This window comes from Amnibacterium flavum, from assembly GCF_003097495.1.
GTDB lineage: Bacteria > Actinomycetota > Actinomycetes > Actinomycetales > Microbacteriaceae > Naasia > Naasia flava.
Genome location: NZ_QEOP01000001.1, coordinates 775157 through 789569, shown reverse-complemented (window position 1 = coordinate 789569; position 14413 = coordinate 775157). Strand labels below are relative to the sequence as shown.

At 68.0% G+C, this 14413-nt stretch carries 13 protein-coding genes and 1 tRNA gene; 7 read left to right on the top strand and 7 right to left on the bottom strand.

The window, feature by feature from the left end:
- Window positions 1-3: 3 nt before the first annotated feature.
- The gene (locus DDQ50_RS17180; RefSeq protein ID WP_165829679.1) at window positions 4-999 is read left to right on the top strand and encodes a BLUF domain-containing protein; all 996 of its coding nucleotides are present in this window, start codon (window positions 4-6) and stop codon (window positions 997-999) included.
- Here DDQ50_RS17180 and DDQ50_RS03745 read toward each other — a convergent pair.
- The gene (locus DDQ50_RS03745) at window positions 990-1862 is read right to left on the bottom strand and encodes an NmrA family NAD(P)-binding protein (RefSeq protein ID WP_116755350.1); all 873 of its coding nucleotides are present in this window, start codon (window positions 1860-1862) and stop codon (window positions 990-992) included. The genes DDQ50_RS17180 and DDQ50_RS03745 overlap by 10 nt on opposite strands.
- A gap of 103 nt (window positions 1863-1965) precedes the next feature.
- Here DDQ50_RS03745 and DDQ50_RS03740 point away from each other — a divergent pair, with 103 nt between their 5' ends.
- The gene (locus DDQ50_RS03740; RefSeq protein ID WP_116755349.1) at window positions 1966-2688 is read left to right on the top strand and encodes a TetR/AcrR family transcriptional regulator; all 723 of its coding nucleotides are present in this window, start codon (window positions 1966-1968) and stop codon (window positions 2686-2688) included.
- A 130-nt stretch (window positions 2689-2818) separates the two neighbouring features.
- Here the strand turns inward: DDQ50_RS03740 and DDQ50_RS03735 are convergent.
- A tRNA-Tyr gene (locus DDQ50_RS03735) sits at window positions 2819-2900 on the bottom strand.
- Window positions 2901-3014: 114 nt separating this feature from the next.
- Between DDQ50_RS03735 and DDQ50_RS03730 the strand changes: the two genes are divergently transcribed.
- Together DDQ50_RS03730 and cls are read left to right on the top strand one after the other, a co-directional pair.
- Complete coding sequence (locus tag DDQ50_RS03730) at window positions 3015-3503, top strand: YajQ family cyclic di-GMP-binding protein (protein ID WP_116755348.1); 489 nt, start codon at window positions 3015-3017, stop codon at window positions 3501-3503.
- An 88-nt stretch (window positions 3504-3591) separates the two neighbouring features.
- On the top strand, window positions 3592-5055 hold the full coding sequence (gene cls / locus DDQ50_RS03725; protein WP_116755347.1) for a cardiolipin synthase: 1464 nt from the start codon (window positions 3592-3594) through the stop codon (window positions 5053-5055).
- Window positions 5056-5067: 12 nt separating this feature from the next.
- Here the strand turns inward: cls and DDQ50_RS03720 are convergent, their stop codons facing one another.
- A complete protein-coding gene (locus tag DDQ50_RS03720) occupies window positions 5068-5853 on the bottom strand; it encodes an SGNH/GDSL hydrolase family protein (protein ID WP_133245895.1) in 786 nt (261 codons plus the stop codon).
- 238 nt (window positions 5854-6091) lie between these two features.
- Here DDQ50_RS03720 and DDQ50_RS03715 point away from each other — a divergent pair, with 238 nt between their 5' ends.
- Window positions 6092-7090, top strand: a complete 999-nt coding sequence (locus DDQ50_RS03715; protein WP_116755345.1) for an AraC family transcriptional regulator — start codon at window positions 6092-6094, stop codon at window positions 7088-7090.
- A gap of 112 nt (window positions 7091-7202) precedes the next feature.
- On the opposite strand, the gene DDQ50_RS03710 is transcribed toward DDQ50_RS03715, so the two are convergent.
- From DDQ50_RS03710 to DDQ50_RS03695, 4 genes are all read right to left on the bottom strand, one after another.
- Window positions 7203-8201, bottom strand: coding sequence for a hypothetical protein (locus DDQ50_RS03710; protein ID WP_116755344.1), 999 nt, complete (start codon window positions 8199-8201; stop codon window positions 7203-7205).
- A 166-nt stretch (window positions 8202-8367) separates the two neighbouring features.
- Complete coding sequence (locus DDQ50_RS03705; protein ID WP_116755343.1) at window positions 8368-9717, bottom strand: ferredoxin--NADP reductase domain-containing protein; 1350 nt, start codon at window positions 9715-9717, stop codon at window positions 8368-8370.
- Window positions 9718-9743: 26 nt separating this feature from the next.
- Window positions 9744-10799, bottom strand: a complete 1056-nt coding sequence (locus DDQ50_RS03700) for a polyprenyl synthetase family protein (protein ID WP_116755342.1) — start codon at window positions 10797-10799, stop codon at window positions 9744-9746.
- On the bottom strand, window positions 10796-11464 hold the full coding sequence (locus DDQ50_RS03695) for a class I SAM-dependent methyltransferase (protein WP_116756075.1): 669 nt from the start codon (window positions 11462-11464) through the stop codon (window positions 10796-10798). The genes DDQ50_RS03700 and DDQ50_RS03695 overlap by 4 nt, the downstream gene beginning before the upstream one ends.
- A 150-nt stretch (window positions 11465-11614) precedes the next feature.
- On the opposite strand from DDQ50_RS03695, the gene DDQ50_RS03690 reads away from it, so the two are divergent.
- Together DDQ50_RS03690 and DDQ50_RS03685 are read left to right on the top strand one after the other, a co-directional pair.
- A complete protein-coding gene (locus DDQ50_RS03690) occupies window positions 11615-12862 on the top strand; it encodes an isochorismate synthase (protein ID WP_240614221.1) in 1248 nt (415 codons plus the stop codon).
- A gap of 124 nt (window positions 12863-12986) precedes the next feature.
- Window positions 12987-14276: a GAF domain-containing protein gene (locus tag DDQ50_RS03685; protein ID WP_133245894.1), complete on the top strand. Its 1290-nt coding sequence runs from the start codon at window positions 12987-12989 to the stop codon at window positions 14274-14276.
- Window positions 14277-14413 lie beyond the last annotated feature (137 nt).

Here is a 14413-nt window from a genome sequence, read left to right as displayed (position 1 = left end):
CCTATGACTCCCCCCGACGCACCCGGCCCCTCCACCGACGACCTCGCACACGGTCACGCGGAACTCGACGATGACTCTCCGACATCGGTCGTCGACGAGCTGCGCATCGTGATCGAGTGCGAGGACTGGGACGTCGCCGTGCGCTTCTACCAGCGCGCGCTCGGCCTGAAGGTAGCCGCCGGGTATGCGACGGAGGACCAGGGCCAGCTCCTGCTCGAGGTCGGGACCGCATTCATCGAGCTCGTGCATCCCGAACTCCCTGGACCTGAGGGCGGGGCGGTGGGGCCGACCGAGCTATCGGACCCCGCGGCCCCCCGAGTGCGCCTTTCTTTCCGCTCACCCGACCCCGTCACGACGGTCGCGCGTCTCGAGGCTGCGGGCGCGGAGCGCGTGTCCGGTCCGCAGCTGACCTCATCCCATGCGCTCAGCGCACGGCTCATCGCTCCCGACCGCCTTCCGGTCTCCGTGTTCGAGTCCTACGAGAGGCCGGGTTTCTCCGAGCCGGCCATGTCGCCGTTCCACCTGCCCGGCTCCCCGGAGGCACCCGCGGTCACGCCGCAACAGGGTCTGAGCTCGGTGATCTACTCGAGCCGTGCCGTGCAGGACCTCAGCGACGACGACCTGCTCGAGCTCCTCACGGTCAGTCGGCGCAACAACTCGAGACTCGGCCTCACCGGGGTCCTGTTGCATCGCGACGGCCGGTTCCTGCAGTACCTCGAAGGCCCCGAGCAGGTGCTCCGGCAACGGATCGACATCATCGCCGCCGATCCGCGCCACACCTCGTTCACGATCCTTCTCGACGAGGAGATCCCCGGTCGCCTCTTCCCGGCGTGGTCGATGGGCTTCGAGAAGCTGTCGGAGCACGCGGCCGCCGACATCCCGGGGTACCGCGACTCGTTCGCGGATCTCTCGGACGCAGACGCCGAGCCGGGGACTCGAGGCGCCCTGGATCAACTGAGCCGCTGGTTCGCCTCCCGCTCCGCCGGCGCTCAGCTTTGAGCGGCCGGAGCTGAGATGGGCGAGCCGAGCAGGTCCTGAACGGTGCGCGGCTCGCGTCCGAGCAGTTCACTCAGGAGCGGATCGGTTCCCTCGAAGAATCCGGCCGCGGCAGCCTGATACATGCCCAGTGAGAAGCGCGCCATGAACTCGGGCTGCCCCGCCGCGATCTGACTGGCGATCCATTCGTCCTCCCCCAGCACCTGGAGCTCGACCGTGCGACCGATGAGTTCGGAAGCAGTCGTCGCGATGTCGGCGAATGTGGGAGCTCCCCGCGCGGTGAGCGTAGTCGGGCCGTCGTATGCGCCGTCCGCGAGGATGATCTGCGCTGCCGCCTCTGCCGCGTCATCTCGAGCGGTCCATGACACCGCCCCGTCCACGGGGACTTGGATCACGCCGGTCTCCCGCCACTCGCCGAGGAACCAGCCCAGGCTGTGGGCGTAGAAGCCGTTTCGCAGGGACGTCCACGGAACCCCCGATTCGGCGAGAATGCCTTCGGTCGCGAAGTGATCGCGGCCGGGGCCGAAGGGGGTGTCTGCGGCGGCACCTTGGTGACTCGTGTACAGGATTCGCCCGACTCCCGCGATCGCTGCGGCGTCGACGGCGTTCCGGTGCAGTGCGACAGCATCGGCTCGCGGGTCGCTGGACGAGACGAGGAGCAGCTGATCGGCGCCGGCGAAGGCAGCCGGAAGCGACCCGGGATCGGCGTAATCGCCCGTTCGAACCTCCACTCCTTGCTCCGCGAAGCGCGCCGCCTTCGCCGCGTCGCGGGCGACGACGGCCAGCTCGGACGCCGGCAGGGAGCGCAGCAGGTGGTCGACGGTGGCGCCGTTGAGGACGCCCGTGGCGCCGGTGACGATGATCATGATTGACCTTTCGAGGAGGAGTGCCAGCAACGGATATCACTGATAACGCTTGAACGGTAACACTGGAACCGCGGTGATAACAATCGAGAGTTATCGTTGATCCGTGACCGATCTCGGAGTTCCGCCCGACAACCGCACTCGCATCATCGAAGTCGCGGCACGCCTCCTCCGGGAGCAGGGACCGGCCGCCGTGACCACGCGCGGAGTGGCGCAGGAGGCCGGTGTGCAAGCCCCCGCCATCTACCGGCTGTTCCAGGACAAGGACGGGCTGCTGGAAGCCGTCGCCGAGCACGTGATGGCGACTCACGTGGCAATGAAAGCCGCGGTCGTCGACGAGGCCGAAGCGGCGAACACGGACCCCGTCGAGGATCTTCGTGCCGGCTGGCGGACGCAGGTGGACTTCGGCCTCACCAATCCCGCCCTCTTCCGGCTGCTCAGTGACCCAGCACGGGTGGCGAACTCACCGGCGGCCGGCATGGGCAAGGCCGTCCTGGAGGCCCGCATCCACCGCGTGGCCGTCGCCGGGCGACTCAAAGTATCGGAGCGACGCGCAGTGGAGCTCTTCCAGGCCGCCGGTGTCGGCGTCGTCACGACTCTGCTGACCGCACCTGCCGGGCAGCGCGACGCGGGCCTCGCAGAAGCGGCGCTCGACGGCGTCCTGGCGCAGATCATCACGGATGAACGGGAGATCACCGACACCGGCCCGGCGACGACGACCATCGCCTTCCGGGCGATCGCGCACGCGCTACCCGGCTTGAGCGCGAGTGAGCGTGGGCTGCTGTCCGAGTGGCTCGATCGCGTGATCACGGCGTACGAGGCCTCGTAGATCGCCCGTGGGCGACCCGCTTCGCGACCCGTCGTCAGCGGCCGACCGAGGACCCTCGGCCGGCTGACTCGCCTGCGGTATCGGACCAGCAACGCAGAAGGGCCGCCCGACGGACGGCCCTTCTGAGCTGTGGCGAGTGAGGGATTCGAACCCCCGAATGCTGAGCAGTCTGATTTACAGTCAGATCCCTTTGGCCGCTTGGGTAACTCGCCATGCTGCTCCGACCAGAGACGCGCAGTCGTCTGTCCGGAGGCGCAAGGTCAAGGATAAGGGCTCACAGGTCCTCCACGAAATCGGGATCGCGTGGCCTGACTACCATGGGTGGCATGGCAGATTCTTCGTTCGACATCGTGAGCAAGGTCGACCACCAGGAGGCCGACAACGCACTCAACCAGGCGCGCAAAGAGGTCGAGCAGCGATACGACTTCAAGGGCACGGGCGCCTCGATCGAGTGGAGCGGCGAGACGGTTCTGATCAAGGCGAACTCGGATGAGCGCGCGAAGGCCGTGCTCGATGTGTTCCAGTCGAAGATGATCAAGCGCGGGATCTCGCTCAAGAGCCTCGAATCGGGCGACGCGCAGCCGAGCGGCAAGGAGTTCCGCCTGGTCGTCACGATCAAGGACGGGATCGATCAGGAGCACGCCAAGAAGATCGGCAAGATCATCCGCGACGAGGGCCCGAAGAGTGTGAAGAGTCAGATCCAGGGCGACGAACTGCGTGTGCAGTCGAAGAGCCGCGACGACCTGCAGGAGACGATCGCGCTCCTGAAGGGCGCCGATCTCGACGTCGATCTGCAGTTCGTCAACTTCCGCTGATCCCCCGGCGACGGGTGCAGGCGACGACGCCGCGCTGACACTGCGTCGCCTCCGCGGTCGCGGGCGGGCCGCTCGCTAGGATTCCGCTATGGATCGGGCCACCTTCACGCTGTGGTTCGGGATCTTCCTCCTGGTCCTCGACTTCGCGATCCGCGTGACCGCGATCATCGTGATCCCGCGCAACAGGAAGCCGAGTTCCGCGACGGCCTGGCTGCTGTTCGTCTTCTTCGTCCCCTACCTCGGGGTGCTGCTGTTCCTGCTGATCGGCAGTCCCAGCCTTCCGAAGGCGCGACGAGAGAAGCAGCGCGAGATCAACGAGTTCATCGTCGACACGACGGAGGGCATCGAGCGGGTCTCGCAGGATCACACCTGGCCGCAGTGGCTGGCTTCGGTGGTCGAGCTGAACCGCAATCTGGGCGCCATGCCGCTCGTCGGCGGCAACCGAGCCAAGCTGCTGGGCGACTACGAGCTGTCGATCGCGGAGATGACCGCCGCGGTGACGCGGGCCAAGAGATACGTGCACGCCCAGTTCTACATCCTGTCGCTCGACGACACGACGCGGCCCTTCTTCGAGGCTCTGGCCGAGGCGCGCAAACGCGGCGTCGTCGTTCGCGTCCTGCTCGACCATGTGGCCTCGTTGCGCTCACCCGGGTACGGCCGCACCAAGCGGTTCCTCACCAAGGCCGACATCAACTGGAACCTGCTCCTGCCGGTGCAGCCGCTGAAGGGCAAGTACCAGCGCCCCGACCTGCGCAATCACCGCAAGCTGCTCGTCGTCGACGGCAATGTGGGCTTCATGGGGTCGCAGAACATGGTGGACCGCAGTTACAACAAACGGGGCAACCTGCGGCGCGGGCTCAAGTGGCAGGACTTGATGACACGGCTCACCGGGCCGATCGTCGCAGGTCTGAACGCCATCTTCATCACCGACTGGTACAGCGAGACGGGTGAACTGCTGGTCCGCGAGACCGAGCCGATCACCGACGATGCCGACGACAACCTGCTCGACTGCCAGATCGTCCCGAGCGGTCCCGGATTCGACGGCGAGAACAACCTGCGTCTGTTCGACGCGCTCCTCTACTACGCGCAGGAACGCATCATCATCACGTCGCCGTACTTCGTGCCCGACGACTCGATGCTGATGGCGATCACCACGGCCGTCCAGCGCGGCATCGAGGTGCAGCTGTTCGTCTCCGAGATCGGCGATCAGGCTCTCGTCTACCACGCGCAGCGCTCCTATTACGAGGAGCTGCTGAAGGCCGGAGTCGTCATCTGGATGTACGAGGCCCCGTACATCCTGCACGCGAAGCACTTCACCATCGACGACGACGTCGCCGTCATGGGGTCGAGCAACATGGACATCCGCTCGTTCCTGCTGAACATGGAGGTGTCGCTGATGGTTCGCGGACGCTCCTTCGTGCGCGACATGCGCGCCGTCGAGCAGGGCTACCGGGAGCGCAGCCGCCAGCTCACCCTCGAGGAGTGGGAGAAGCAGCCGCTGCGCAGCGAGGTGCTCGACAACCTCGCCCGTCTCACCTCCGCGCTGCAGTAGACCTCCTCTCGGTCACGGGACCCGGCCTGCCGCCCCCTGACCGTCAAGCGCTCGACAGACGTGCGACGCGATCCGGCGACCCCACTGCGCGTAGGTGCGGGAGTTGAGGTCGTTCACCGCGCTCAGCGGGATCATCGGCACGCCGAACCGGGTGCAGATCCGGCGGGTCTCGAAGTTGAGCAGTCGCGCGTGGCGACCGGTGAGACCTCGGACGAACGGCGAGATCGATCTCGTCAACTGCATGCTGGCGGCGCCGGTCACGAACACCGACGGGGCGTTCGACGACGCCAACGCCTGCACCAGGCCCGTCATGCTGCGCCGCCAGCTGCGCCGGCTGGTCAGACAGAAGGCGTCCGTCGTGGCGAGCATGAGAACGATCGCGTCGTATCGGTCGAGGTCGATGTCCTGGAGGCCGCCGAGGGTCGATCGGGCTGACGCCGCGGGCTCGGCACTGACGGTGACGACGACACCCCGCCGCTCGTCGGTTGCGACGTACCGCGCCAGGAAGCCGGCGATGCCCAGTTCGTGGATCGACACACCGCACCCCGCAGCGGGCCCGTCGCCGATGACCAGGATCTGGACCGGATCATCCCCGCCGGTGCTGATGACGGGCGGCCCCTTGGGGTAGAACCATTCGCGCTCGTCCTGCGTTCTCGCTCTGAACAGAGTCCAGAAAATCGGCCCCAGCACGACGTCGGGACGCGCGAACAGGAGACGGAGATCGGGCCTCACCTTCGGGACCTTGACCGCCCGACCGTCGACGCCGCGATCAGCGGTGGGCGCCCCCAAGTGGTGCACCTCACGCTCCTCGGAACCATCGCTGTCGCCCTTCCATAGTTGCCGTAAACGGCCGTGAGTGCCGGAGGCGAGAGCTACGCCCCTGCTTGTTCGAGGTCAGTCCTGCGGCGGGGTGCCTCGGCGGGGTCCAACGGTATGGGCGAGCCCGGGGCGCGCGATATCCACTTGACGCGGCGCTGCATCCGATCTGCGCGGATGACGGGCGCCCGCAGCCCCCGGCGACGCCTAAGATCACCGAATGGGGACGAAAACAGGAGGGATGTTCGCGACGCATCCCGTCGCGTTCAGCCGTGACGTCGATCACGCTCGGCAGGCGCTCAGCGACGTCTTCCTCCCCGTCGACTTCCCCTCGGCGCCGTCGTCGGACGCATTCGAGATGCAGCTCAACGCCCTCGTACTGGGCCGCATCACCTGCGGTTACATGAGGTTCCGTTCAGCAGTCCGCATCGCGACTGCCGAGGCCGAGAATTATCACGTCGACATCCCGACGGGAGGCCGCGCCACCATGCGAGCGGGCCTCGGCTCTCCGATCCAGGGCACCCGTCACACGGCCGGGATCTTCATGCCCGGCCGCCCGGTCCAGATCGAATCCGAAGACGGCTTCGCGCAACTCTCGCTCATGATCTCGCGCGAACAGCTGCAGCTCGAACTGCAGAACCTGCTCGGCCGGGAGCTCTCACGGCCGCTCGAGTTCAACGGGGAGATCGATCTCACCACGGCGGGCGCGCGGGCCATGATGCAGGCACTGCAGATGATCGATGAGGCTTCCGATCTCGAAGCCGGACTGCTCGCACACCCTCTCGCGGCGCAGCGCTTGGAGCAGGTGCTGCTGCACAGCCTCCTCTTCGCGCAACCGCACAACCACTCGGCCGCCCTGGCCTATCCCACCCCGACAGCAGGGTCTCGGCCCCTCTCCGCCGCGCTCGAACTCCTGCGGAGCGATCCGGGCCGCTCATGGAGCACCACGGAACTGGCGTCGGAGGTCTCGGTGAGCGTGCGCAGCCTGCAGGAGAGCTTCCGACGCTCTCTCGACACCACGCCGATGACCTACCTGCGGGAGCTCCGGCTCGAGAGGGTGCATGCGGAACTGACCGCGGTCGCGGGCTCGGTCAATGTGACCGAGGTGGCAGCCCGATGGGGGTTCGCGCATCTCGGAAGGTTCGCGGCCGCCTATCGCCGCAAATACGCCGAGCGCCCGTCGGACACGATGCGGTCCGCACGTCCCCCGACGAGCTGAGCGACGCCGCGACCTCGGTTCGTGCGCCATGAGGCGCGATCCGGCACCAGGCGAGTGGGTCGAACCCGCTCCTCCGGTCGCACCGGCGACACCCCGTCGGAGCCGCGGCCACCTACACGGGCTCGGCCGCCAGACGGGCTCGGCGCTCCTCTTCGCGCTTGGAATAGGCGGCTGCACGGATTGCATCGTCCGACTCCAGGCCCGTGCCGAGTGCACCGCCGAGCGTCGCCGCCGATGCGACGAACCAGGCCAGCACGAAGAGGCCGCCGTAGCCGAGGGGTGCACCGACGGAGTCGCTCATCGTCTCCGGATCGAGGACGAAGAGCGCCCAGGCGAGATTCACCAGATAGAGCGCGACGTAGCAGATCATGACGCCGATGGTCAGGGTCAGCAGCGTCGAGGTGTTGTAGAGACGCGATCTCTCGCGAGCCTGGGGGGAATCGTCGTCGGGGTGGTCCCACAGTCGTCCGTCGATCACGATCCATGCGATGACGACCGCGATCGAGACGACGGTCACCGCCGCGAGGCGCCATCCCGAGAGGGTGTAGGCGAGCAGCCACACCGTCGGCTCGATCGTCGCCACCGCACCGGTCGCCAGGGCCGCGACCAGAGCGGACTTCAGCCCCGCCGCCAGCAGCCACGGACGGTTGGCGATCACCATGCCCATGAGTACCCGACCCCGCGCACTGATACCGGGGAGAGGCAGCCGCCGTTCCTCGGGAGCACTCGGCTCGGCCATGCCGTCGACGAGCCCTCGCACTGCGTGCCGTGCGCGGGACTGCACCCTGAACCCGCCGAGCGCGGGCAAGGAGAGAACGGCCGCCTGTCTCATGGGGTCGATCGCGGCCAGCAGATAGCGGCCGTCATCGTTGCGGAGGGGGAGCTCGGTCACCCCGATGACGAGGTCCCAGTTGTTGCGATCGGCGTGCACCCGCAGCCGGGCTAAGGCGATGTCGACATCCTCGGACCCGAGCGTGAACGGCTCGCTCACCAGCTCGACGTCCCAGACATCGGCGTCAGCTCCGCTGGGTGGAACGAGGTCGGTCATCCGGCGCGCCACCTGAGTGGGCGACGCCGGATCGGCCACCAGCCCTACTCGGATCGGCTCCATCTCCGCAACGTACACCCGCGTCGAGGCCCGTGGTGGGAATCGGGTCTCCAATGCGCGGTCTGCTCGACTCCCCGCCGGTCCGGCTTCGATCTTCTGCGACCCGCTTGCCGAAAGCCCCTTGCGAGCGGGGGAAGGGGCATCCGCCGCCCGAGGGATGAGACCTCGGTCAGGCGGAGCGGGAGATGCTCGTCATCTCGTCGCGCGGGACGACCTTGATGCGGGTACGGCCGACCTGCTCGCCGAGCGCGAGCTCGTGGGCGTCGAGACGGTGCCAGCCGTCGACGGTCGTGTACTCGACGCCGCGGGACTCGAGCAGAGCGACGATGGCCTCCTCGTCGGGCTCGGAGGGGGTCCACCAGTTGCCCTGGTCGGTCAGCACGTGACCGATCGTCTCCATGGCATCGCTCTTGGTGTGCCCGATCAGGCCGACGGGACCACGCTTGATCCAGCCCGTCGCGTAGATGCCGTTGAGGGGCTCGTCGTTGTCGTCGATGACCTGACCCTCGCGGTTGGGGATCACGCCCCGCTTCTCGTCGAAGGGCAGCTCGGGGAGCGGTGAGCCGAAGTAGCCGACGGCACGGTAGACGGCCTGCACCGCCTGCTCGCGGATCTCGCCGGTGCCGCGCACGCCGCCCTCGCCGTCGGGCTCGGTGCGCTCCCAACGGATCGCCTCGACCTTGCCGTCCCCGACGAACTCGAGCGGCTTCGCGTAGAAGTGCAGATGCAGGCGGCGGCTCGCAGAGCCGGTCTCGCGCTGACGCCACTGGTTCAGCACCTTGTCGATGACGAAGACCTGCTTGTTGGTGGCGATGGCCGTCTTCGACGCCTCGTCGTAGTCGAAGTCCTCGTCGTGGACGATCATGTCGACGTCGTTCATCTCACCGAGCTCGCGCAGCTCGAGGGGCGTGAACTTCACCTGGGCGGGCCCGCGACGGCCGAAGACGTGCACGTCGGTGATGGGCGACGCCTTCAGCCCCTCGTAGACGTTCTCGGGGATCTCGGTCGGAAGCAGGTCGTCGGGGTGCTTGATGAGCATCCGCGCCGCGTCGAGAGCCACGTTGCCGACGCCGATGACCGCGACCTCCTTGGCCTCGAGGGGCCAGGTGCGGGGCACGTCGGGGTGGCCGTCGTACCAGCTGACGAAGTCGGCGGCGCCGTAGGAGCCCTCGAGGTCGATGCCGGCGACCTCGAGAGGTGCGTCGGAGATCGATCCGGTCGAGAAGATCACCGCGTTGTAGTGCTTCTTGAGGTCGTCAAGAGTGATGTCGGTGCCGTAGTTCACGTTGCCGAAGAACCGGATGTCACCGCGATCGAGCACGTCGCGGAGCGCGGAGATGATGCCCTTGATCCGCGGGTGGTCGGGGGCGACTCCGTACCGGACGAGTCCGTAGGGAGCGGGGAGGCGTTCGAACAGGTCGATCGAGACGTCGAAGGCCTTCTCGGCCTTGATCGCGAGATCGGCGGCGTAGATGCCCGCCGGGCCCGCGCCGACGATGGCCAGCCGGAGCTTGGTCATGCGAGAGGTTCCTTACTTCGGGGTGGTCAGGCGGAGCGCTCGACCATGACGTCGGCGAACCGGATGAGCGCCTTCTTCACGCCGCCGTCGGGCAGCGGAGCGAGCGCCGCGACGGCGGATGCCGCCCAGCGGTGAGCCTCGGCGATGGTCGTCGCGGTCACATCGTTGCGACGCAGGTCCTCGATGGCCTTCTCGAGGTCGAGGGGGTCGCCACCGGCGATCCCCCGCTCGAGACGTTCGAGCAGCTCGGCGTCGGCGGGGTCGTCGACGGCGCGACGGCGAAGGTACAGCAGAGGGAGGGTGGGCACACCGGCACGGAGGTCGGTGCCGGCGATCTTGCCGGTCTCGTCGGCGCTCGGCGAGAGGTCGATGACATCGTCGACGAGCTGGAAGGCGATCCCGATCCGCTCTCCGAAGAGGACGACGGCCTCTTCGTAGGGCTGGGGCGCGTTGCTGAAGACGACGCCCATTTGTGCTGCAGCCGCGATAAGGGAGCCGGTCTTGCCCGCGAGCACGTTGATGTAGTGCGCGATCGGATCCTCGCCCTCCTGCGGGCCGGCCGTCTCGTGCAGCTGGCCGAGAACCAGACGCTCGAAGGTCTCGGCCTGCAGCAGGATCGCGCGTTCGCCCAGCGAGGCGACGAGCTTGCTGGCACGGGCGAAGAGGAGGTCACCGGTGAGGATGGCGACGGAGTTGCCCCAGACGGCCTGAGCGCTCGGAACGCCGCGGCGCTGCTCCGCCTCGTCCATGACGTCGTCGTGATACAGCGAGGCCAGGTGCGTGATCTCGATCGCCTGAGCTGCGACGAGCACATCGGGGTTGGCGCCCTCGCCGAGCTGAGCGGTGAGGAGGGTGAGCATGGGGCGCACCCTCTTGCCGCCGGCGGCGAACAGGTACCGGGACGTCGCATCGGCGATCGTGTCGGCGAACTCCAGCTCGCGCAGGAGCCCGTCCTCGACGAGCGTCAGTCCGTCCTCGACAGCTGCCGCCATCGCTCTGTCGGCGGCGCTCGAGAAGATGCGCTCGGTGAGGCCGAGCTGGGATGAGAGCGCCTTGCTCCGGCGCGTGACCGCGGGGCTCATGCGACTCTCGCTGCCTTGTGACCGCGGTGGAGGGCGACGACCCCGGCCGTGAGGTTGCGGTAGGCGACCTGCTCGTAGCCGGCCTCGCGTATCCATTCGGCGAGAGTCGGCTGATCGGCCCATTCCAGGATCGAATCGCCGAGGTAGTCGTAGGCCGGTGCGTTCGAGCTCGAGAACTTGGAGAGGAGAGGCATCGCGGTGCGGAGGTAGACGCGGTGCCCGGCGCGGAGGAATGCCGACGTCGGAGTCGAGAATTCGCAGACCACGATGCGACCACCGGGAGCGGTGACCCTGAACAGTTCGGCGAGTGCCCGGTGCGGGTCTTCGACGTTGCGGAGCCCGAATGAGATGGTCACGGCGTCGAACTCGTCGTCGGCGAAGGGCAGATCGAGCGCGTCAGCGTGCACGAATTCGAGCAGCGGGTTGCCCGCGTGACGACGACGTCCGACCTCGAGCATGCCGTCGGAGAAGTCGGCGGCGACGACGTGGGCTCCTGACGCTGCGAGCGCTGCGCTCGAGGTGCCGGTCCCGGCGGCGAGGTCGAGGATGCGCTCGCCGGGCTTGGGGGCGACCGCGCGGGTCGTGGCCGCTCGCCACAGGCTGTCGTTGCCGACGGACAGGATGGCGTTCGTGCGGTCGTAGCGAGACGACACCTGGTCGAACATCGCGGCCACTTCGGAGGCGCGCTTGCCCAGATCCGCGGTGTTCACCCCACGATTCTAGGGCTCAACCATTGGAGCCGACTGGGCTGCGGCCGCACGCGGGCTGGCGCGCGACTGGGAGGAACGCCCGGGAAGCGGGCTTAGGCTCGGAACGTGAACACGGTCACAGCCCTCGCGCTCAGAGCGGTGACCGTCGAAGTCGACTCCCCCGCGGTAGCGGAGCATCTGCTTCAGCACACGTCATCGACACATCCGCTGGTCTGGATCCGCCGCGGCGAGGGCTTCGTCGGATGGGGTGAAGCGCTGCGCTGGGAGTTCAGCGGACCGGATCGCTTCACTCGGGCCGCGACCCTGTGGCGCGAGACCGTCGCCGCATCAACGGTGACCGACCCGGTCTCCCTGCCCGGCACCGGTCTCGTCGCCTTCGCCGCCTTCGCCTTCTCGCCGTCCTCCTCCCGCACCAGCACACTGATCGTGCCTCGCATCGTCGTCGGTTCCCGTGGGGGCCGCACCTGGGTGACGACGATCGACCCCGCCGACGGGACCGACGAGGCGACCGCGACCGCGACGCCCGTCGATGACTCCGACCTGGCGCTGAGCTTCACGCCCGGCGCGATGAGCGCCGACGCCTACCGATCCGCCGTCGCCGACGCCATCGGCCGCATCGAGGCGGGTGAGGTCGAGAAGGTCGTCCTCGCCCGCGATCTCGTCTCACCCATCTCACCGGGGGCCGACCTGCGCGGTCCGCTCGCGAAGCTCGCCATGGGCTACCCCGATTGCTGGACCTTCGCCGTCGACGGACTGATCGGGTCGAGCCCCGAGATGCTGGTCCGTGTCGCCTCGGGCACTCTGCAGGCACGGGTCCTGGCGGGGAGCACCGCGCGCGGTGCGACCGCTGCTGAGGACACCGCCGCCGCCCTCGCACTGGTGACGAGCGAGAAGGATCGTGACGAGCACGGCTTCGCGGTCCGCAGCGTTCTCCGCGCGTTCGCCCCGCACACGTCGTCGCTCGTGGCGAGCGAGATCCCGTTCGCTCTCAAGCTGCCGAATCTCTGGCACCTCGCAAGCGATGTCGAAGGCTGTCTGGCGGACAGTTCCAACTCGATCGACCTCATCGACGCCGCGCATCCGACGGCTGCCGTCGCGGGCAGTCCGACCGCCGCCGCGATCTCGATCATCGACGAGCTGGAACCGTTCGATCGTGGACGCTATGCCGGTCCGGTCGGCTGGATCGACGAGGAGGGCAACGGCGAGTGGGCGGTCGCGCTCCGTTGCGCGCAGGTCGACGTCGGGACGCTGACCGCCTACGCGGGCGCGGGGATCGTCGCCGGATCCGTGCCCGCCTCGGAGCTCGCCGAGACGGCCATGAAGTTCCGTCCGGTCGTCGACGCCTTCGACTGACGGGCGGCTCGTCGGGCAGATCCTCAGGTCCGCGGTCCGGCATGTCATCCCTTCGAATGAAGAACGATCACTTACGTTCACTGCGTAGACCACCGGGTCCACCACTGAGCGAAGGACTGGTGACGTGGCAAGATACGAAGCCCTCCGTCCGCTGATGAAGCTCTTCTACGCTTATCAGCTGTCCAAGGGCAGCGACGTGCCCCGGCCGCGCACTCCCCCGAGCGTCGCCATCGGCGACGAATCGGCTGCCCGTGTTCTGCTGGTGGGGAACGGCCCCTGCCACGGCTGGGGCGTCGCATCCCACACCCTCGCGCTGGCAGGAGGGCTCGCCGGGGAGCTGGCCCGGCGCAACTCGAGGGGCGCCCGTGTCGACTACGTCGGGGACGAGATCATGAACATCGCCGCTGCCGTCCCGTGGCTCGGCGCCACCGATCTCAGCACGTACGACTCCGTCGCGGTCGTCGTCGGCATGAACGACGCGGTCCGGTTGACGAGGCTCCCCCGCTGGGAGCGGGACCTGCTCGCGCTGGTTGAGCACCTCAGGTCGGGGACGCGACCCGGTGTCCGGATCGCCCTCGCCGGGATCCAGCCCGTTCGATCGGTTCCGGCCTATGACAGCCCGCTCGGCTCCATCGCCGAGACGCACGCACGCCGTCTGAGCGGATCGGCCCGGGCGATCGCCGAACGATTCGACGATGTCGACTTCTTCGAGCTCGGCGCACCGGTCATCGACGCGGCGAGGCGCTACGGGTCCCCGCTGATGTACCGGAGGTGGGCGGGTTCCGTGATCGCAGCGCTCGAGGGAGGACCGGTTTCCCGAGTACTCGAAGGGGACCCGGAAATCGACCCCGCCCTGCACTCCGTCGCGATCGACGTCGATCCGAACGGCTGGCGCGGACTGCTCCGCGCCGCCGAGCTCGAGGAGGCGCGCCGCCTCACCGAGATCGAGCGCATCACCGCGGAGGCACGCGAGCGCTTCGGCGTGCGCATCGCCAGCGTCTCGCTGGCCGACGGGGATCGGATCCGCTACGTCGGCCACGGCGGACGGGAGATGCCGCTGACCGTTCCCCTGGAGCTGACGCACTGCGCGACGGTCATCGATGCGTCGGAACCGCTCGTCGTTCCGAAGACGTCCCGCGACGACCGCTTCAACGCGAATCCGCTCATCGACCTCACCCACATGGAGTTCTACGCCGGAATTCCCCTGCTCTCATCGAGCGGAGAGACGATCGGCAGCTTCTGCCTCATGCATCCGCTGTCCAAGAACCCGTCGGCGACGGACGTGGCAGATCTGCGCTCGTTCGCCGCCCGCGCTCAGGCCGAGCTGCAGCGACTCGAGACCGAGGTCGGTGGGTCTGACGATGCAGCCGAGGACGGGAGCGGATCGGTCCCGCAGCGCGCCGCCGGTCACTGACCTTCGAGTGGAAGCCCTGTCAACGGCTGCGGCGTCGAGCGAGCTGTGCGCCGAACTGGCGGACGAGCCCCGCGACGACGCCGACCGAGGCGAGGACCATCACGGTGATCCCGAAGATGTCGTTCGCGTGCATGGAT